This window comes from Rhodopseudomonas palustris (assembly GCF_034479375.1).
GTDB classification, from domain to species: Bacteria; Pseudomonadota; Alphaproteobacteria; order Rhizobiales; family Xanthobacteraceae; genus Rhodopseudomonas; species Rhodopseudomonas palustris_M.
This window is the reverse complement of record NZ_CP140155.1, coordinates 5,215,615-5,235,496: the sequence shown is the minus strand read 5'-3', so window position 1 is coordinate 5,235,496 and position 19,882 is coordinate 5,215,615. Positions and strand designations below refer to the sequence as shown.

Below are 19,882 nucleotides of genomic sequence, written 5' to 3'. Positions count from 1 at the left end.
TGCATTGCGGATTGACGTCCGGACAGCAGTGGAATCAATGATGCAATCGGGGACCACAATGACGTCGACGAAGCCACCGAATTGCGAGTTCGTAGCGCGACCTGCAACGCCCGAAGGCGGCCCGGTCGCTGCGGCATCCCAAAATCAGGCCGGGTCGCACCCGCAACCGGCAGCGCAGGGCCAGCTACCGACTGCATCCTCCCTCAGCGCCGATACCAATCGCGCCACCTCGGCGGCGAAAAGCACTGCGACGGTCCCGGATCCTCGATCCCAGGACTTGAAAGCCGCGGCGCCGGCCGCAACTCCCAGTATCATGACAAGCGCGGCTGACGAACGGGCCGTAATCCTCAAACGCATTGCTGCATTCCGAAATTTGCAGACCAAACTGCGTCAGGACCGCGAAAAGTACTACGATCAGACGCTGGCCCGCACACGCTCGCTGCTGTCTCAGCCGATCAAGCCGCGCCGCTGAGCCGCTGCCCTCGCGCCGCCCTGGTTAGTCTCACTACGTCTTTGGTTGCACAATATCCCGCAATACGGGCGCATCGCACCGAATTTCACGCGGTATCCGCGCTCGATCGTGACGAATCAGCGCACCCGGGAAATGCTGCGTAGCGGCGCTTCGTCTCGCGAAAACGCACGTGCGGACGTTCGATGATCAGGGACAACCCCTGCATTTACTACCTAAGCCGTGCTGATTTTCGCCAAAATCTCAACTAACCACGCCTTAATCGAATGCTAACCGATGCAGCGCCGATGAGTTAGAATTCGTGAAATTGAGAATTGTCGAGACGAAACGAGTGTAGTAGAAGGACGCTTCACTAAAGGAGCCTACGCGTGGCAAAGAAAGCTAAAGCAAAGACTGCGAAGACCGCAAAGACCGCAAAGACCGCAGCAAAGTCGAAGAAGGCGAAGACCGTAGCGAAACCCGCTACCAAGGCCGCCAAGAAGACGAAGATCACCCGGCGCGAGTACACCAAGGAAGACATCAAGGAGTTGCGCGCGCATTCGAAGGCGCGGACCCCGGTCGCGCAGATCGCCAAGATGACCAAGCGGACGGTCGGTTCGCTGCGTCAGAAGGCGCTCAAGCTCGGTATCGGTCTCGGCCACCAGCGCTGAGCCCGGCAAAACCCGCCTCGCGAAGCGATCAACGACTGCCGATCGACGGCTCCCGCCGCCTCTTCGGACTTCAGTCGCGCTTCGCGAGCGGCGGTAAAGCCTTCTTCACCCATACTTTATTGTCGTGAAACGCGGCACCGCCGTGCGGCGCGACCGAGTCTGCGCTGGTCAATACGTTGATCCCGCGACCGCCCGCATGTGCGCTGTTGGGAAAGACCGACTCCGCGATCAGTACGCCGCGGCGCAATCCGCCGTCGAGCTTGGCGGTGAGCGTGGTCTCGCCCCTGATATTGCCGAGCGTGACGGCATCCCCATCCCCGACCCCGATCGTTTCAGCATCCGCCGGGTGTATCAGCACCGTCGGCGCGCCTTCCCGCGCACGTGACGACGGCGTCTCGTTGAACGTCGTATTGAGAAAGCTCCGCGCCGGGCTGGTCGCCAGCCGGAACGGATGGGCGTGATCGGTTTGCTCGGTCACCGACCAGTGGTCGGGCAGACTCGGCATCGACTGCCACGGTCCAAGCTTGATCTGCCGCGGCACGTTGACGTGACTCCAATCCGCACGGAAATGGAATTTGCCGTCGGCATGCGCGAAGCCGTCGAGGAAGTGAGCGGTGCGAAACTCCGGCTGCAGGTCGCGCCATAGATCCGCTTCGAGCTCCTCGATCGTTCCCCGACCGCTTTTTTTCAGGGTTGCGTCGATCACCTCGCGCGGCGTCATCGCGAATGCGGGATGACGGATGCCGAGCCTCGCCGCCAGTCCCTGCAGGACTTCGTGGTTGGACCGGCATTCGCCGGGCGGCTCGACCAGTCTTGCGCCGACGGAGATATGCTGGTGGCCGCCGCCGTAATACAGATCGTCGTGCTCGAGGAACATCGTCGCCGGCAGCACGATGTCGGCCATCGCTGCGGTCTCGGTCATGAACTGCTCGTGTACGGCGACGAACAGATCATCCCGGGCGAAACCCTCGCGGACGAGCGTTTGCTCCGGCGCGACCGTCATCGGATTGGTGTTCTGAATCAGCATCGCCTTGATAGGCACGCCGCCGCCGAGCGCCTCGGCGTCACCGGTGAGGATGCGGCCGATCTTGGACTGATCGAGCACGCGGGTCGTCGGGTCGAGCGTATCGAGCCCTTCGATCAGCGTCTTGTCGAAGCCGAAAATCGCGCCGTTGTTGAAGAAGGCCCCGCCGCCTTCGTATTGCCACGCACCGGTGACCGCCGGAATGCAAAGCGCCGCATGCATCTGTGCCGCGCCGTTGCGGCTGCGGGTGAAGCCGTAGCCGAGCCGGAAGAAGCTGCGTTTGGTCTCGCCGATCGCACGCGCGAACGCCTCGATCTCCGCCACCGGCACGCCGCAGATCTCCGACGCCCATTCCGGTGTCCGGGTCGCCAGATGCGTCTCCAACTCGTCGGGGCAATCGGTGTAGCGGGCGAGATAGTCGCGGTCGGCGTAGCCGTCTCGAAACAGCACGTGCATGACGCCGCAGGCAAAGGCGCCGTCGGTGCCCGGACGCAGAATGATCCGGATATCCGCCTGCTTCATGGTGTCGTTGTCGTAGATATCGACCGCGGCGATCCGCGCGCCGCGCTCTTTGCGAGCACGCGCCGCGTGGGTCATCACGTTGACCTGGGTGGAGACCGCGTTGGTGCCCCAGATCACGATCAGGTCCGACTTCGCCATCTCGCGCGGATCGACACCGACGATCTTGCCCGTGCCGACGGCGTAACCCGACCAGGCGATATTGGAACAGATCGTCGAGTAGAACCGCGAATACTTCTTGACGTTGGTGAGCCGGTTGATGCCGTCGCGCATCACCAGACCCATGGTGCCGGCGTAGTAATACGGCCAGACCGACTCCGCACTGAACTCCGCCTCAGCAGCGTTGAACCGGGCCGCGATCTCGTCCAGGGCGTCGTCCCAGGTGATCCGTGCGAACTGCCCCGATCCTTTCGGGCCGGATCGGCGCATCGGATAGGTCAGCCGTTCCGGGTGATGGATGCGTTCGGCGTAGCGCGCAACCTTGGCGCAGACGACACCGGCCGTGTAGGTCTGCTGCTTCGATCCGCGCACCCGGCCGATGGTCGAGCGATCGATCACCTCGACGTCGAGCGCACAGGCCGACGGGCAATCGTGGGGGCAGGTCGAATGACGGATTTCGATTTCGGCGCGCTGGTTCATTGAAAAATGGTAGCATGTTAAGCCGCAACTGAGAATGGCCCCTCAGAACGCAGCCATCTAGCGCGGCCCGGATTTTCCGACCGGCCGCGCAACTTCCCGGCCGCTCGGCTGTTACCGCCTCGAATAGCAAACGGGGCGCCGGTGCATCAGGCAAAACTCTTCCAGTTCGAACGGCTTGCGAAGGAAGTCAGCGCCTGGCGCGCGGTCCCAGAAGACGAGCGGGCGCCGGCGGCAGCGTGGTGGTGGGGATCGGCGATCGAACTGCGTTCGGAGACCGGACCGATGCCACCGGAGATGTGTGCGGTCTTCGGGGCGCCGGAAGGGGCGTCTTATGCAGACGCCGCTGCACGGCTGATGGATTGGATCGCCCCCCAGAATCGCTGGCCTTCCCCAATGAGTTCCCGAGCAAGCCGAAACGCCACGCTGCGGAGACCGAAGAAGCTCCGCCCGCGGCCGCCCCGTAGCTCAGACGGTCTTTTCCAGCGGCTCTTCCTTCGCCGGCGTCACGTCGTCCTGCCCCTCGACATCGGCAATCTCCAGATTGAGATTGTCGCCGGTGCGGCCTTCGACGATCTCGTTGATCTTGCGCGCGATGCCCGGCTCTCGGCTGACCAATGCGCGGAGATCGGCAGCGTCGAGCACCAGCAGGCGAGCCCGCGATACCGCCTTCACCGTCGCCGATCGCGCGGCCCGCTTCAGAACTGCGATCTCGCCGAAAAAATGGCCGGTGGCCAGCCGGACCCGCCGCCCCTTTTCGGCCGGGCCCAGTTCGATCTCGACCTCGCCTTCGGCGATGAAGTACATCGCGGTAGCCGGCTCGCCGCGACGGAAGATCACGTCGCCGTGGTCGACCTGACGCGCCTGCAGCAACTGCATGATGTGGGCGATATCGCCGGCGGTGAGGTGGGAGAACAGCGGCACGCGGGCGACCATGCTCCAGTTGACGATGAAATCGCGGCGGTGGATCACCTGCGAAAAGGCGGTCGCGACGATCCCGACGGGCAGCGCGATCATGATCAAACCTCCGACGATGGTGATCGATGCGATCATCCGCCCGACATTGGTTGCGGGCACGACATCGCCGTAGCCGACCGTCGTCAACGTCACGATCGCCCACCACATCGCATCCGGAATGGTGCCGAGCTTCTCCGGCTGGACCTGCCCCTCCGCGATATGCATCGCCGTCGCGGACAGCAGCGTCGCGCAGGCCAGGATGACCAGGCAGGCGAACAATGCGCGGCGCTCACTCTCCAGCACCTCGAGCAGCGACCGCATGCCGGACGAATAGCGGGCGAACTTCAGCACCCGCAGCACCCGCAGCAGGATCAACACGCGCAGATCGCCGGGACCGACCAGCGCCACCCATAGCGGCAGAACAGCGAGGAAATCGATGATCCCCTGCGGGCTGATGATGTAGGACCAGCTTGCGCGCCAGGGGCTCATCTGCCGAAAGGGAAGATGTTCGGGCGCTATCCAGATCCGAATGTAGTATTCGACCGAAAACACCACCAGGCAGAGCAGTTCCGTCACCCTGAGCGGCAGATCATAATCGTCGCGCAGGTCGGGCACCGACTCCAGCACGGTGACGCCGATGCTGAGGAGGAGGAAGAAAACAATGCCGCGGTTGACGGTCCGGCCGACGCCCGAGTTCCGAGCGTGCGACTCGAGGATCTCGTAGACGTACTGCCTTGCTCGGAGACGGAGCGGCCGGGCGTCGGGCATCGATGGAACCTCGAACGATCCCGGGCGCGACGCCGCCAGACGGCCGGTTCAGGCTGCGGCGAGCGCGTCGAAGCGCTTTGGATCCAGTACGCGAACCCCGTCCGGCACGATCACGATGAGCTTTTCCCGCTCCAGCTTGGTGAAGGTGCGGCTCACGGTTTCGATCGTCAGTCCGAGGAAGTCGGCGATGTCCTGCCGCCCCATCGGCAGGCTGACGGTCTTGGTGACGCCTTCCAGCCGCGCCAGCCGATCACGCCAGCCGACCAGGAAGGCCGCAACCTTCTCTTCGGCGGAACGGCGGCCGAGCAACAGCATCTGATCCTGTGCGAGGCTCAGCTCGCGGGTGGCGAACTCGTTCATCCGCATCAACATGTGCGGCCTGTTTTCGATGAAGCGCAGAAACGGACCGCGGAAGAATTTGCAGACGGTAACGCCGCCGATCGAATCGGCCGAGAATGAGTACCGCGCGGACGGCGCCATGCCGAGAAAATCGCCCGGCAGCGCGAATCCGATGATCTGGCGGCGGCCGTCGGGAAGCAGCTTGTAGAGCCGCGCGATACCTTCGACCAGACTGTAGACTGCGTCGGCGGTTTCGTCTTCGGAGAACAAGGCCTCCTTCGCGCCGTAGCGAACATGCTGCGCGAGGCGCTCGAACTCCTCGTGCTCGACCTGCTCCAGCTCGCCGCAGATCGCCAGCGGGCGCACTGCGCAGTGCGTCGCGCAACGAAAACCGTCGCAAGTCGAGTTCGGAAAAGCGAGGTGCGGCATCCATCACTCCATGCGGTCGTCAGATCAAATTCCTTGCCGCGCACTGCCGTCGATTGATCGCCATGCGGCCGTAAGGTCAATATGTCGCCAAATCGTCAAGTTGGCTTGACACAGATCAAGGCCGGCCCTTCCGCCGCCATCAATGGTCGTAGGCGCCCTTGCGGCTTCCCCAGACCGAGCGCCCGATGCGGATTGTTGCCGTTTGTCTCGCGATTTTGCTTCCGATGATCACCACAGCTTCAGCCGCCACCAAGGCTGAGCGCCGTGGGCTGAGCTTTGCCGAGTCCAATTGTGCACGCTGCCATGCGATCGGCCGTACCGGCGCCAGCCGATTGAAGCAGGCCCCGCCATTCCGTTCGCTACATGATCGCTATCCGATCGAGAGCTTGGCCGAGGCATTTGCCGAAGGTATCTACACCGGACATTCCGATATGCCGGCGTTCGAGCTCGATCCGGATCAGATCAACGACCTCTTGGCGTACTTGAAGAGCCTGGAGTAGCCGGCCTGCCCTCGGCTGCGCTGCCGCTCGACAGACTATCGACGGTCCATGGAATAAGCTCCTTGGCGGCGGCATCGAACGCCTTCTCGAAAGCGGCGACTGCCGCAGCAGGCTCCGGTTTGTCGAGCTTGGCCGATTGTTGAAACAGCCGCGCAGCGACCAGCTTACCGCTTTTGTCGATGATCTTGGCGCCGAACGAGACGTCGGCGCTCGGCGCGCTTTCGTCAGCGACTTGAAAGCTTCTAATGTCGATAAGCAACTGATAGTCCGGCGTCACGGCATCGTTCGGCCGCAGCGGCGGTTGGGCGATGTCATAGTTCTCGAAACTCTGGATCAGCTTCTCCTGCAGCATCTTCGGGATGCTGTCGCTCCACTGGGCGCCGGCGAAGGCCGGCAGGTCGAGGCTGGGCGCAACCAGCATCTTCTGGCTGTCGTAGAGCACCACCGTGGTCGGCTCGGGAATCGTGAGTTGGCCCTTCATCGATCTGACCGGCGGCGAAAAGCCCGAGGCGGGCTTCAGATCGTAGACGACCTTCTTAACGACCGGCTCGTCGGCACCGGTCATGCGCTCGACGCCCCCGAGTATACCGTCGAGCTTGCCGGTCCTGCTCGACAGCCATTCGGAGAAGGTCTTCAGATTCCCGATCGTCTCCTTGAGCGGCTGTGAATTCTCGCCGAGGACCGAATCGACCTTGCGCAGCGCCTCTCGCGCGGCCTGCGTCATGCTCATGCCCGCGCCCGGCTCGGCGATCAGGGTCGTGGCGATCGCGGATCCCGTGAGATCCTTGCCGCCTTCCAGCGCGACGACCGGGACACCCGTCAGCCCCTGGAAGTCGAGGCCGACCTTGGTGTCCGGCCGCACCGGCGTGCCGGTCGCCACCGCGATCGTCGCATTGACGCGGCGCGGATCGTCGGATGCGAGTCCGAGCTCAGTGACCTCGCCGACGCGGATGCCGTTGAACAGCACGGCGGCGCCGACCAGCAGGCCCGGCACCGGATCGCGAAACTGGATGTGATAGCTGGTGCGCGCGCCGATGCCGCTGGTGTTGTGCAGCCAGAACACGAAGCCGAAAGCAGCGAGAATGGCCGCGAGCACGAACGCACCGACGACGACGAAGGGAGCACGGGTTTCCATGGGCGTCCTAGTCCTGTTTGGGGCGCAGCATCGCCGAGCGCTTGCCGTGGAAATAGGCCCGCACCCAGGGATGTTCGGATTGCAGCAAGTCGGCCATCGGCCCGATCGCCACGATCTTGCCGTCGGCCAATGCCGCTACGCGGTCGCAGACCACGTTGAGGCTGGCGAGATCGTGAGTCACCATGAACACGGTGAGACCGAGCGTGGTCTGCAGCGTCTTGATGAGTTGATCGAAATCTCCGGCGGCGATTGGATCGAGCCCGGAGGTCGGCTCGTCGAGAAAAACGATGCCCGGATCGAGCGCCAGCGCGCGCGCCAGCGCGACCCGCTTGGTCATACCGCCGGACAGTTGGGCCGGAAATTTGTCCCAGTCGTCCGGCGCCAGCCCGACCATCTCCAGCTTTGCGGTCGCGATCTCGTCCTGCAGCTTCTCCGAAATCTCCAGGGTCTCGCGCAGCGGAAATTTCACGTTCTGCCGCGCGGTCAGCGACGAGAACAGCGCGCCCTGCTGGAACAGGATGCCCCACGTCGAGGCGATCGACGTGCCGCGGCCGAGCCCGCGTTCGGTGTCGCGACCCATCACCGTGATATGGCCGCCCTGCTTCGGGATCAGGCCGATGATGGTTCGCATCAACACCGACTTGCCGCCGCCGGAGGCGCCGACCAGGCCGAGAATTTCGCCGCGGCGGACGTCGAGCGACAGATGATCAATCACCGTCTGGTGGCCGAAGCCGACCACCAGATCGGAAACGCGGATGGCGTAGAGTTCGGCGAGCGCGTCCATCGCTACATCCCGATCGAGGCGAAGAACACGGCGAACAGCCCATCGAGCACGATCACCAGAAAGATCGACTTCACGACCGAAGTGGTGGTCTGCAGGCCGAGCGACTCCGCGCTGCCCTTGACGCGGAGCCCTTCGCTGCAGGCGACGATGCCGATCACCAGCGCCATGAACGGCGCCTTCCAGATGCCGACTTCGAAACTGTTCAGCGAGACCGCCTCGTGCAGCCGCGCGATATACACCGCCGGCTGCATGCCGCCGTAGAACCACGCCGTCAGCAATCCGCCGTAGAGCGCCGCCATCGAGCCGATGAAGGTCAGGATCGGCAGCGCGATCACCAGCGCGATGATCCGCGGCAGGATCAGCACCTCGACCGGGTCGAGCCCCATGGTCGACAGCGCGTCGATCTCCTCGCGCATCTTCATCGAGCCGAGCTCGGCCGTATAGGCGCTGCCGGAGCGGCCGGCGACCATGATGGCGACGATCAGCACGCCGATCTCGCGCAGCACCAGGATGCCGACCATATCGACGACGTAGGATTCGGCGCCGAATTTGCGGAAGTGAAAAATGCCCTGCTGCGCGATGATCGCGCCGATCAGGAAGGTGATCAGCATGACGATCGGGATCGCCTGCCAGCCGACGCGATAGACCTGATAGGTCAGCGAGGTCAGCCGCAGCGACCGCGGCCGGCGCAGCACGCCGAGCAGCGCGACGCCGAGCGCGCCGAGCATCGCGAGGAAAACCGAAACGTCCTGCGTCGCGCTCCAGGCCGAGCGTCCGATCTGGTCGAGCCGGGCGATGATCGGATTGACCTTGGGCCGGGGTGTGGGCCCGCGACGGTTGACCTGACGGACCTCCTCGATCAGCCCGGCATAGCGATCGGCGACGCCGACGAAATGCGTGGTGCGACCGGCCTGCGCGGCGTCGCGCGACACTTTTTCCAGCAGCCAGGCGCCGATGGTGTCGATCTCCACGACCTCGGTCATGTCGATCTCGAGAGACTTGGCGGCGGCGACCTGCGCCGCCACGCCGTCGAACAGCCGCTCCAGCACCGCCGAGTGGGTCGCGATCCAGGCGCCGCCCGGATGCAATTCCAGCACATCGCCGTGGATCGCTGCATTCAACACCGGTGCAGAACTCACGGCCGCTCCCATCCGGTCTTCAGTGCTGCCATCCGATGCTCCATCGCGATTTCCGGCCGCCGGCGCGGCCACCTCGAACCGCAGCTTGCGTCGCGAAATGCGGTTGATGCAAATCAATTATCGCGCGTCGACGTCTCGTAAGCTCGTCGACCGCAGCAACGACAGGATCGATCCGATGACCAAGGGCTCTCCGTCCGCCATCCTTAATACTTCGTTGCCCGCGCGTTTTCGCCAGATCCGGCTCGAGCTCGCGCGCGAACCCGGCCATCCCGAAGGCGAATCGCAGATCGCCTATGTGATCGTCGCACCCCTCGACGAAAACGACCACATCGACGCCGAGACCTGGAAGAAGCACCGTGAGGCCTGCCGCGTGGCGCGGCAGCGGCCGCAGCAGCCCGACAGGCTCGGCCATCTGATCCATCGCCCGGGCGGATCGTGGGCGTTTCAATACGACGCCACCGCCAACATCCCGGACGAGGCCGGCTATCACTTCGGCGACGAAAAATTCGTCCAGGGCGAATATGTCTCGATCCGCGAGGAAGGCGACATGCATACGTTCCGCGTGGTGTCGGTGAACCGGCTCTAGGACGCCCTCGCAATCGAACAGGATCGACGCCCCTCGACATTCCATCGCCGGGCGCCGTCGACGGCTAGCGCTCACGCCTTCGCAGCGGCGCGGGCGGACTCGTCGTTGAGCGGCAGCGTCACGTTGAGGATATCCGGCTCGGAGTGATCGGTCTTGGCCTCGAAGCCGAGCTGGCGACACATCCGCAGCATCGCGGTGTTCTCCCGCAGCACCTGACCGCAGACGAATTTCAGCCCTTCGGCGCGGGCGTATTCGATGATCAGCTTCATCAGCGCCCAGCCCAGGCCTTTGCCTTTCAGATCGGAGCGCAACAGGATGGCGTATTCGCCGCTCTCGTAGATCGAGTCCGAGTGAATTCGCACCACACCCAGAGTCTCGCCGGTCGCCTCGTCGAGCGCGATGAAGGCCATCGCGCGGGCGTAGTCGAGCTGGGTGAGCCGCGCGATGAAGGCGTGGCTGAACTCTTTCATCGCCGCGAAAAACCGCAACCGCAAATCTTCGGGCGTGACATGCGTCAGGAATTCGTGAATCGCCGGCTCGTCATCGGGCCGCAGCGGACGCGCCAATACCCGCCAGCCGTCCTTCATTTCCAGATGTCGCTCCCATTCGGAGGGATACGGCTTCACCGCGAAGGTGGCGTTGCCGAGGCCGGCGAATTTGCGCGTCGCCTTGCGCACCACGACGCGGGCATCGATCACCACGACGCCATTCTCGTCGGCGAGCAACGGGTTGATGTCGAGCTCGTGGATCTCCGGCAGATCCGCCGCCATCTGCGACAGCTTGACCAGCGTCAGCGCCACCGCACCGTCCTTCACCGCCGGCACGTCGCGATAGGCCTGCAGCAGCTTCGACACCCTTGTGCGTGCGATCAGCGAGCAGGCGAGCGGCAAATCGAGCGGCGGCAGCGCCAGCGCCCGGTCGTCGATGATTTCGACACCGGTGCCGCCATGGCCGAATACGATCACCGGGCCGAAGGTCGGATCGTCGGCGATGCCGACGGTCAGCTCGCGCGCCTTGCGGCGCAGGATCATCGGCTGCACCATCACGCCGTCGAGCCGCGCCGTCGGCCGCAGCTTCGCGGCGCGCACCAGAATCTCGCCGACAGCCGTGCGCACGGCCTCGGCGCTGGTGAGATTGAGCACGACGCCGCCGACGTCGGATTTGTGAGTGATGTCGCGCGACATCACCTTGACCACGACGGTGACGCCCTGCGCCAGGAACGGCTCCGCCCACGCCACCGCGGCGTCGGCATCGGCGGCGGCCAGCGTCGGGACCATCGGGATCTGATAGGCGGCGAACAGCGCGCCGACCTCGATCGGGTCGAGCCAGGAGCGGCCCTCGGCCAGCGCTTTTTCGATCACCGCACGCGCAGCCTCGCTGTCCGGATCGAACTCCTTCGGCAGGCTCGGCGGCACCTCCGTCAACAGTTGCGCGGCCTCGCGATAGCGCACCAGATTGATGATGCTGCGAACCGCGTCGTCCTCGGTCGGATAGTTCGGGATCGCGGCCGCGTCGAACGCATGCGTCACCGAATCGTCGGCGCCGACCCAGACGGCGAACACCGGCTTGAAGAAGCTGCGGCGGATACGCTCCTCGCCGACCAAGCGGATCACCGCCTTGGCGATCTCGCTGGACGACGCCATCGCGGTTTGCACATTCATCACCAGGATCGCGTCGTTCTCGGGGTCGGCGAGCAGCACGGCCAGCGCGGCGGCGTAACGCTCGGCATCGGCGTCACCGGTGATGTCGATCGGGTTCGAGCCCGACCAGGTCGGCGGCAACACCGCGTCGAGCTTGTCGCACACGTCCTTCGATAGCGTCGCCGGGATGCCGCCGAGTTCGGCCAGCCGATCGACCGCGAGCACGCCGATGCCGCCGCCATTGGTGAGAATCGCAACCCGCTTGCCGCGCGGCGCGCTGACGCGGCCGAGCGTTTCGGCGCAATCGAACAATTCGCGGAGATCGAACACCCGCAGCATGCCGGCGCGGCGGAACGCGGCGCCGTACACGGCGTCGGCGCCGGCGAGCGCGCCGGTGTGGGTCGCGGCCGCCAAGGCGCCATGCGCCATCCGCCCCGATTTCACCACCACGACCGGCTTGACCCGCGCCGCCGCCCGCGCCGCCGACATGAACTTGCGGGCGTCGGTAATGGCCTCGATGTACAACAGGATCGCGCGGGTCTCGAGGTCGGCGGCGTAGAAGTCGAGCATGTCGGCGATGTCGACGTCGAGCTGATCGCCGATCGAGACGATGCCGGAGAAGCCGATGTCCTTGACGGCGGCCCAGTCGACCATGCCGGCCGCGATGGCGCCGGACTGCGAGATCAGCGCCAGATGACCTCGCCGCGGCATATGTGCGGCGAAGCTGGCGTTGAGATTGGAGCCCGGCACCATGATGCCGAGACAGTTCGGACCGATCAGCCGGACCCCCGATTTTCGCGCGGCGCGATTGGCGGCCTCCGCATAAGATCCCTTGCCGCGCCCCATCTCGGCGCTGATGACGATCGCCCCCGCAACGCCGCGTTCACCGGCTTCGGCGATGATTTTCGCCACCGTCCGCGACGGCGCGGTGATGACGATGAGGTCGGGCACGAACGCCAGATCACCCAGCGAACGGACGGTCTTGAAACCGCCGATCTCGGAATAGCGCGGGTTGACGACGCCGATCTCGCCCTTGAAGCCGGCGCTGCGCAGATTGTCGAGCACCGCGCGGCCGAGCGACGCTGGCCGCGGGCTGGCGCCGATCACCGCCACTGCGGCGGGCGCCAGGAGATTGTTCAATCGATAAGTCGACATCTCACCTCGGCACCGGGCAGCCGGCGGCCGATGTCAAACGTTGCATCGCGCCTAGTCTGCACGCAGCCTTGTAGTACAAATGCGGCGGCGTTTCCAACCGACCGACCGCGGCCCAGCGCCGCGCCGGCTAGGACTTTGCCTTGGTGAAGCTCGCCAATGCCCTGATCACGTCCTCACGCGAAATCATGCCTTCCAGCTTGCGATCGGCGTCCAGCACCGGGATGCTGCGGGTCTGGTGCTCGACCATCAATTGCAGCACGCGCGTCAGCTTGGTGTCGGCGTGAACGTAGATGAAATCCGGCGTCATGATGTCGCCGACGGTCCGGTTCATCAGGTCGTCATAATGCGGCAGCATCTGGGTCGGGTGAAACGCGAAGCAGTTGAGAAAGTCGTATTTCGTCACCAGCCCGATCGCGCGTGAACCTTCCACGACCGGATAAGCGTTGTAATCGTCGCGTTCGAACTGGTCCTCCAGCTCGCGCATCGTCATTTCCCGCGCCACGGATTTCACCGAGCGGGTCATGTGGTCGGCAACTGTTGCCTCGAGAAATTTGTACAAGACCAGATTCCAATCGGTCGGGCTTCGATCGCGGACGTAGCAGAGTGTATCGAGGCACCTGCTAATCGCCCTTTCCGGCAAATTGACCGCAGCCTTGCGGAATTGAATTGATCAAGGTCAATCCGACGCCGTTTTCCCGAACGTCTTGTTATTCATGCAACAATGCCCAACATGGCGGCACGGCAACCCTGCGGCCGTGATCCATTTCCGGACAGTTCGGATATTCTCCTAGTAGTCACCATGGCAGAACCGATCCCCGCATCCGGCCCGGTCCGGCAGGAAGAAATTTTCCGGTTCGTCGCCGATCCGGCTTCGCATGGCGGCGAGCCAGTGACGCGAATCGACACGCATGGCGCCGCCGTGTTCCTGGCCGGCGACCGTGCGCTGAAAATCAAACGCGCGGTGCAGTTCCCGTTTCTCGACTATTCGACGCTGGAACGGCGCAAGGCAGCCTGCGACCAGGAACTCGCGGTCAACCGGCGGTTCGCGCCGCAGATCTATCGCCACGTTCTGCCGATCACACGCGAGACCGACGGAACTCTGCAAATCGGCGGCGCTGGCGAGCCGGTCGAATGGGCCGTCGACATGGCGCGTTTCGACGAACGGCGCACGGTCGACCATCTCGCGGCCGATGGAATGCTGGATCCGAATCTCGTCACCGCCATTGCCGACGTAATCGCGGCATCGCATCGCGCCGCGCCCGAAGCCGCCGCCGCGCCCTGGATCGCCTCGATCGAGCCGATCATCGCCGACAACACCGCGTCGTTCGAGGCCGGCGGATTTCCGGTCGATCAGGTCGCCACGCTCGATCGCGCCAGCCGCGCCGCGTTCGACCACTGTCGCAGCCTGCTGGAGCAGCGCGGCGCACAAGCATTCGTGCGCTGGTGCCACGGCGACCTGCATCTGGCCAACATCGTGCTGATCGACGGCGCGCCGGTGCTGTTCGACGCGATCGAATTCGATCCCGTGATCGCCTCGGTCGACGTGCTGTACGACCTCGCCTTCCCGCTGATGGACTTCGTCCATTATGATCGCTGCGATGCCGCCGCCGAACTGTTGAACCGCTATCTGGCGGTCACGCCCCCGCAGAACGGCGACGCGCTCGGCCTGCTGCCTCTGTTGCTGTCGATGCGCGCCGCGATCCGCGCCAAGGTGATGCTGTCCCGGCCGGCCAGCGACGCCGGGACGATGCGCAGCAACCGGAAGATCGCAGACGCCTATTTCGCCCTCGCGGGGCGCCTGATCGCGCCGCCGGCGCCGCGGCTGATCGCGGTGGGCGGACTGTCGGGAACCGGCAAATCGGTGCTGGCCCGCGCGCTGGCTGGTCATGTCACGCCGTTGCCCGGCGCCGTCGTGCTGCGCTCCGATGTCGCGCGCAAGCGGCTGTTCGGCGTCGGCGACATCGAGCGATTACCGGCTACCGCGTATTCGCCAGAGGTGACCGCACAGGTCTATCGCGGCCTCGGCGAGCGCGCCGCGCATATTCTGGCGCAGGGGCATTCGGTGATCGTCGATGCAGTCTTCGCCAAGGCCGAGGAGCGGCAGGCGATCGAAGGCATTGCGACAGACGCCGGATGTACGTTCCTCGGACTGTATCTCGCCGCCGATCTGAAGACCCGGATCGACCGCGTCAGCCGCCGCACCGGCGATGCGTCGGACGCGACGCCCGACATCGTCCGGCAGCAACAGGCCTACGAACAGGGCGCGATCGGCTGGACCGAGATCGACGCCTCCGGCACGCCGGACCTAACGCTGGCCCGCGCCGTCGGGACGCTTGGTCGCGGCGATCAGGCCTGCAGCACGTAGCGGCCCGGCGCATCCGGCAACTCGTCCGGATTCGCGCCCGGCAGCCCGGTCCGCGGCGGCGGCACCGGTTCGCCCGAACGGGCGCCGAGCCATTGCACCCATTCGGTCCACCACGAGCCTTCGGCGTGCGGAGCCTGCTCGATCCAGTCGTCGGGCCCGACATAGGGGCCGTCGGCCTCTTTGGTCATCACCTGATAGCCTCGCGCCTTCGGCGACGGCGGCGAGACGATGCCGGCATTGTGGCCCCCGCCGGTCAGGCAGAACGTGATCTCCGCGTCCGCGAGCAGATGAATCTTGAAGGCCGAGCGCCACGGCGCGACGTGATCGCGCAAGGTGCCGACCACGAACATCGGCGTGTGGATGTCGGACAGCGCGATCGCTCTGCCCTCGACCATATAGCGGCCTTCGGCGAGGTCGTCGTCGAGGAACAGCTTGCGCAGATATTCCGAATGCATCCGGTACGGCATCCGGGTCGCATCCGCATTCCACGCCATCAGATCGTTCGGCTCGGAGCGCTCGCCCATCAGATAGTCGCGCACCATCCGCGACCACACCAGATCGTTGGAGCGCAGCATCTGGAACGCGCCGGCCATCTGCGTGGCGTCGAGCACGCCGTGCTTCCACATCACGTCCTCGAGGAATGCAACCTGGCTTTCGTTGATGAACAGCGTCAGTTCGCCGGCCTCGGTGAAATCCGTTTGCGCCGCGAACAGCGTGATCGACTTCAGGCGCGTATCGCCGTCGCGCGACATCGCCGCCGCCGCGATCGACAGCAGCGTGCCGCCGAGGCAATAGCCGACCGCATGAATCGGCCGGTCGGGGACGATAGTGCCGACGGTCTCGATCGCCGCCATCACGCCGAGCCGGCGATAGTCCTCCAGCGCGATGTCGCGATCCTTCGCGGTCGGATTGCGCCACGAGATCATGAATACCGTGAAGCCATTCTCGGTCAGGTATTTCACCAGCGAATTGTGCGGCGACAGGTCGAGGATATAGTATTTCATGATCCAGGCCGGCACGATCAGGATCGGCTCCGGCCGAACCTCGGCGGTCGCGGGCGCATACTGGATCAGCTCGATCAGATCGTTGCTGTACACCACCTTGCCGGGCGTCACCGCGACGTCGCGTCCGACTTCGAAATCGTGCTTCAGCTCGGTCTCGTGGGACATCGATTGCAACAGGTCTTCCCACCAGTTGCGCAGGCCGGCGGCGAGATTGCGGCCCTCCGAATCGAGCGTCTGACGGATCACCTCCGGGTTGGTGACGGCGAAGTTCGAGGGCGCGAAGACATCGAGCATCTGTCGAACGGAGAATTCGACGATTTTCTCGTTCTGCCGCGACACGCCGCGGACTCCGGTGGTGACGTCGTGCCACCACTCCTCGGTGAGCAGAAAGCCCTGCGCCATGAGGTTGAACGGCGGCTGCAGCCACTCCGGGCCGGCGAAGCGGCGATCCTGCGGCTGCGGCGCAATCAGCGCCCATGGCGGCCCGGGATGCACCGCGGCCTCCGCCAGTTGCGACGCGCGCTGCAACGCATCGTGGGCGAGATCGAGCCGGCGCGCCGGCGCCCAGAACAGATGTGCCAGCCAGTCGGCATAGGCGAGCGACAGCGCGGTCGGCGACAGCCCGCCGGTCAGCGGCGCCAGCGTCGCGTGCAACGCGCGATCGCTGTCGTTCGGGGCGGCATGCTTCAGCGGCGCCTGTGTCGACTGCGATTCGGCGGGAAGCGCGTGGACCTTGGTCTGAAGCATCATCACCTCGATTACGGACGCATCGGCTCGATGTATTGCGGACCGCCGGCTGGCGACAGGCCCGCGCTGTCGACATATAGGATGACCACGCCGTCATCGCGCGGTCACACACCCGGAGAAGGCAGCCCACTCCTCGAATGGTTAAGGAGGCGTAGCGACCCGGCACGACAGCGGCGGACCAGCCCCCGCAGGGCTTCGGCGTCAATCAATGCGGGCCTCACCGTACGCCTGTCTGCGCGCGGCCGGACAATTGCCCTCAGCGCGCGAGGAAGGCGCAGCGGCCGGTTTGCTCGATCAGGTACTGCGTGACGCCGCCGAGAACCCATTCGCGGAAGCGCGAATGACCGTAAGCGCCAGCAATCACGATGCCGGCGCCGTTCCGCACCGCAACCGAATCGATTTGCCGGGCGACGTCGCCGGCGGCCACCGGCACCTCGCCGACGGCGTGGATGTGGTGTCGCGACAACCAGTCGACGACATCGTGGACCCCCGCGAGCGCGTCGGCGCGATCGCCGTCCTCCTCGACGATTTCGACGACGGCGACGTGACTGGCCTGACGCAGTAGCGGCAGCGCGTCGACGACGGCGCGCCGCGCCTCCGGATTGTCTTTCCACGCCACCAGAACGCTGGACAGATCGATCCGGCAGACATCGGCAGGCACGACCAGCAAAGGCCGCCCGATCTGCATCACCAGATCGCCGGGGTCCGCGACTGCAAACGGATCGCTCAGTGGACCTCCCGTCGCGGCGCCGACGACCACGATGTCCGCAGCGCGCGCCTGCTGCACGATGTGCTTGGCCGGCTGCGCGATCGCCGAGCGCCAATGCAACTCGCGAGCATGGCCATGCATCGCCTTACGGAACTCGGCCTCCAGCTCGTCGAGGCGTTGCCGGATCTCCGCACGGCCTTGCTCCAGCATCTGCTCGGCACGATCTCCCGAGGTATAGTACAGCGGCGGGCTGAGGTCGGAGGCCGCGATGCCGATCAACCGGGCTTCGAACCGCTCCGCCAGTTCGGCCGCGATCCCGAGCGGACACGCATTCGGCCGATCGCACGACAGGGCGACCATTACCGTCGAATACGTCATCGATACCTCCCGACTCCGGCCACCCTGAACTAATCGGCGGTCCGCTTTCATTTCTGCAACACAGCCCTGTTTCTGCAACAGAGCCGATGCGGCACGATGAGCTAGATCAAAGTATGGCACCTGCGGGCCGGTATATTCCGCGGCAGATCGACATAAGCCTCACGCGGAGAGCATTGCCATGCTGAATGATATTGTCGTCCATGTTCCGGCCGACCGGCCGGCCGACGGCGTTGTCGATTGCGCCGTCTCCGTCGCAAAGGCTTTCGATGCGCATCTCGACGGCATCGTCTGCACTTACCAACCGATCAATCCGGCGGTCGTGGTCGGCGCCTCGGCGGCCTACTATGCCGCGGTCAATCAGTACAATACGGACAATGACGAAGCGGCGGCCCGTCTCGATCAGTTCGAGATCGCGGCGCGCGCCGCGGGCATCACGCATGGCGCACGCAGTATCTGCGACACGCCGGTGCTCGCCAACGAGTCGCTCTCCGAAATCTCACGGCTGTACGATCTCAGCATCGTGCCGCAGCCTGATCGGGCCAAGCCGGGCCACCAGGATCCGCTGCCGGAGAGCATCCTGTTCAACTCCGGCAAGCCTTTGCTGATGGTGCCCTACATCCACTCCGGACCGATGGCGCTCGACAGGATGCTGATCTGCTGGGACGGCGGACGCCAGGCCGCCCGCGCGGTCCACGACGCCATGCCGTTCCTGCGCCGGGCCAAGGCCATCGACGTGCTGGCTGTCAACGAAGACGAGGAGGAAGTCGGCCAGGCATCGACCGACGCGCTGCTGGCGCATCTGTTGCGCCACGACCTGGCCGCCACCGCGCACCACTTCACCTCGCCCCCGACCAATATTCACAACACCATCCTGTCGCTGGCGGCCGATATCGGCGCCGACATGCTGGTGATGGGGGGCTATGGTCATTCGCGGCTGCGCGAGATCATCCTCGGAGGTGTCACCCGGGGCATCTTCAAGTCGCTGACGCTACCGGCGCTGATCTCGCACTGAGCCGGATGATCGGCCGCCGGCGACGGCGGCAGAGCAAGGGACGGGCACCGCCGTGCCGAAGGGGATCCAGAACATGCGTGCGCACCAGATCATGACGGCCAATGTGGTGACGATCGGGCCCGAAGCCTCGATCGTCGACGCCGCCAATGCCATGCTCGAGCATCACGTCAGCGGCCTGCCGGTGGTCGACGGCGACGGCCGACTGATCGGAATCATCTCGGAGGGCGATTTCATCCGCCGCGCCGAGCTCGGCACCCAACGCAAGCGCAGCCGCTGGTTGCGGCTGCTGCTCGGGCCAGGCACCTGCGCGGCCGACTTCGTGCACGAGCACGGACGGAAGGTCGGCGAGGTGATGACCCACCATCCGCACACGATCAACGAGGATACCTCGATCGAAGCCATCGTCAGGACGATGGAGAAGCACCACGTGAAGAGACTGCCGGTGATGCGCGGCGACCTGCTGGTCGGCATCGTCACCCGCAAGAACCTGCTGCGCGCGGTCGCCAATCTGGCCCGCGAAGTGCCCGACCCGACCACGGCCGACGACAAGATTCGCGGGAAGATCGTGGCCGAGATCGAACGCAACGACTGGCGGCCGTTCGGACTGAGCGTCATGGTGCGCGACGGCGTCGTACATCTCAACGGCGTGATCACCGAGGAGCGCTCGCGCCAGGCCGCGATCGTCGCCGCGGAGAACGTCTGCGGAGTCCGGGAGGTCCACGACCACCTGTGCTGGGTCGACACGATGTCGGGCTTCTATCTGAACTCCCCCGAGGACGACCGCTCCGCCAAGAAGGCGGTCTGAGCGGCCCGCAGACCCGCAAGGGCTTGACAGACCTGACTGATGCGGCAAACCGACGGTTTGCCGCATCGAATCTCGTTTGTGCATTGCGCTCGTTGCGGACCAGAACACCGATATGATAAGAGCAATTCAATG

17 protein-coding genes are annotated in these 19,882 nt (G+C 65.0%); 7 read left to right on the top strand and 10 right to left on the bottom strand.

Annotated elements, in window-relative coordinates; translation table 11 throughout:
- The first annotated feature begins 58 nt into the window (after positions 1 to 58).
- The gene (locus tag SR870_RS23805) at positions 59 to 472 is read left to right on the top strand and encodes a hypothetical protein (RefSeq protein WP_322515956.1); all 414 of its coding nucleotides are present in this window, start codon (positions 59 to 61) and stop codon (positions 470 to 472) included.
- Positions 473 to 837: 365 nt separating this feature from the next.
- Positions 838 to 1,119 (top strand): hypothetical protein, encoded by a 282-nt coding sequence (locus tag SR870_RS23800; protein WP_322515955.1) that lies wholly within the window; start codon positions 838 to 840, stop codon positions 1,117 to 1,119.
- A gap of 70 nt (positions 1,120 to 1,189) precedes the next feature.
- Here SR870_RS23800 and SR870_RS23795 read toward each other — a convergent pair whose 3' ends face one another.
- From SR870_RS23795 to aadR, 3 genes are all read right to left on the bottom strand, one after another.
- A complete protein-coding gene (locus tag SR870_RS23795) occupies positions 1,190 to 3,301 on the bottom strand; it encodes a molybdopterin oxidoreductase family protein (protein WP_322515954.1) in 2,112 nt (703 codons plus the stop codon).
- A gap of 465 nt (positions 3,302 to 3,766) precedes the next feature.
- The gene (locus SR870_RS23790) at positions 3,767 to 5,023 is read right to left on the bottom strand and encodes a cyclic nucleotide-gated ion channel (RefSeq protein WP_322515953.1); all 1,257 of its coding nucleotides are present in this window, start codon (positions 5,021 to 5,023) and stop codon (positions 3,767 to 3,769) included.
- A gap of 48 nt (positions 5,024 to 5,071) precedes the next feature.
- Entirely contained in the window at positions 5,072 to 5,791 is a 720-nt protein-coding gene (aadR, locus tag SR870_RS23785) for a transcriptional activatory protein AadR (RefSeq protein ID WP_322515952.1), read from the bottom strand.
- Between the two features lie 185 nt (positions 5,792 to 5,976).
- Here aadR and SR870_RS23780 point away from each other — a divergent pair, with 185 nt between their 5' ends.
- Positions 5,977 to 6,291 carry a cytochrome c gene (locus SR870_RS23780; protein ID WP_322515951.1) on the top strand — a complete coding sequence of 105 codons (315 nt, stop codon included), beginning with the start codon at positions 5,977 to 5,979 and terminating at the stop codon, positions 6,289 to 6,291.
- On the opposite strand, the gene SR870_RS23775 is transcribed toward SR870_RS23780, so the two are convergent.
- Genes SR870_RS23775 through SR870_RS23765 form a run of 3 tightly spaced genes read right to left on the bottom strand, consistent with a single transcriptional unit; the run spans position 6,254 to position 9,361 of the window.
- Positions 6,254 to 7,426 (bottom strand): ABC-type transport auxiliary lipoprotein family protein, encoded by a 1,173-nt coding sequence (locus tag SR870_RS23775; RefSeq protein ID WP_322515950.1) that lies wholly within the window; start codon positions 7,424 to 7,426, stop codon positions 6,254 to 6,256. The genes SR870_RS23780 and SR870_RS23775 overlap by 38 nt on opposite strands.
- A 7-nt stretch (positions 7,427 to 7,433) precedes the next feature.
- Positions 7,434 to 8,210, bottom strand: a complete 777-nt coding sequence (locus SR870_RS23770; RefSeq protein ID WP_322515949.1) for an ABC transporter ATP-binding protein — start codon at positions 8,208 to 8,210, stop codon at positions 7,434 to 7,436.
- Positions 8,211 to 8,212: 2 nt separating this feature from the next.
- Entirely contained in the window at positions 8,213 to 9,361 is a 1,149-nt protein-coding gene (locus SR870_RS23765) for an ABC transporter permease (protein ID WP_322515948.1), read from the bottom strand.
- A 163-nt stretch (positions 9,362 to 9,524) separates the two neighbouring features.
- Here SR870_RS23765 and SR870_RS23760 point away from each other — a divergent pair, with 163 nt between their 5' ends.
- The gene (locus SR870_RS23760; protein WP_322515947.1) at positions 9,525 to 9,935 is read left to right on the top strand and encodes a hypothetical protein; all 411 of its coding nucleotides are present in this window, start codon (positions 9,525 to 9,527) and stop codon (positions 9,933 to 9,935) included.
- Positions 9,936 to 10,006: 71 nt separating this feature from the next.
- Here SR870_RS23760 and SR870_RS23755 read toward each other — a convergent pair whose 3' ends face one another.
- Together SR870_RS23755 and SR870_RS23750 are read right to left on the bottom strand one after the other, a co-directional pair.
- A complete protein-coding gene (locus tag SR870_RS23755) occupies positions 10,007 to 12,730 on the bottom strand; it encodes a bifunctional acetate--CoA ligase family protein/GNAT family N-acetyltransferase (RefSeq protein ID WP_322515946.1) in 2,724 nt (907 codons plus the stop codon).
- 127 nt (positions 12,731 to 12,857) lie between these two features.
- Positions 12,858 to 13,289: a CBS domain-containing protein gene (locus SR870_RS23750; RefSeq protein ID WP_322515945.1), complete on the bottom strand. Its 432-nt coding sequence runs from the start codon at positions 13,287 to 13,289 to the stop codon at positions 12,858 to 12,860.
- A gap of 240 nt (positions 13,290 to 13,529) precedes the next feature.
- On the opposite strand from SR870_RS23750, the gene SR870_RS23745 reads away from it, so the two are divergent.
- A complete protein-coding gene (locus SR870_RS23745) occupies positions 13,530 to 15,095 on the top strand; it encodes an AAA family ATPase (RefSeq protein ID WP_322515944.1) in 1,566 nt (521 codons plus the stop codon).
- Here SR870_RS23745 and SR870_RS23740 read toward each other — a convergent pair.
- Both SR870_RS23740 and SR870_RS23735 read right to left on the bottom strand, forming a co-directional pair.
- A complete protein-coding gene (locus SR870_RS23740) occupies positions 15,077 to 16,846 on the bottom strand; it encodes a PHA/PHB synthase family protein (protein ID WP_322515943.1) in 1,770 nt (589 codons plus the stop codon). The two genes, SR870_RS23745 and SR870_RS23740, sit on opposite strands and share 19 nt — an antisense overlap.
- Positions 16,847 to 17,102: 256 nt before the next feature.
- Positions 17,103 to 17,933, bottom strand: coding sequence for a universal stress protein (locus SR870_RS23735; RefSeq protein ID WP_322518359.1), 831 nt, complete (start codon positions 17,931 to 17,933; stop codon positions 17,103 to 17,105).
- A gap of 178 nt (positions 17,934 to 18,111) precedes the next feature.
- On the opposite strand from SR870_RS23735, the gene SR870_RS23730 reads away from it, so the two are divergent.
- Both SR870_RS23730 and SR870_RS23725 read left to right on the top strand, forming a co-directional pair.
- Entirely contained in the window at positions 18,112 to 18,945 is an 834-nt protein-coding gene (locus tag SR870_RS23730; RefSeq protein WP_322515942.1) for a universal stress protein, read from the top strand.
- A gap of 73 nt (positions 18,946 to 19,018) precedes the next feature.
- Positions 19,019 to 19,750, top strand: coding sequence for a CBS domain-containing protein (locus SR870_RS23725; protein ID WP_322515941.1), 732 nt, complete (start codon positions 19,019 to 19,021; stop codon positions 19,748 to 19,750).
- Positions 19,751 to 19,882 lie beyond the last annotated feature (132 nt).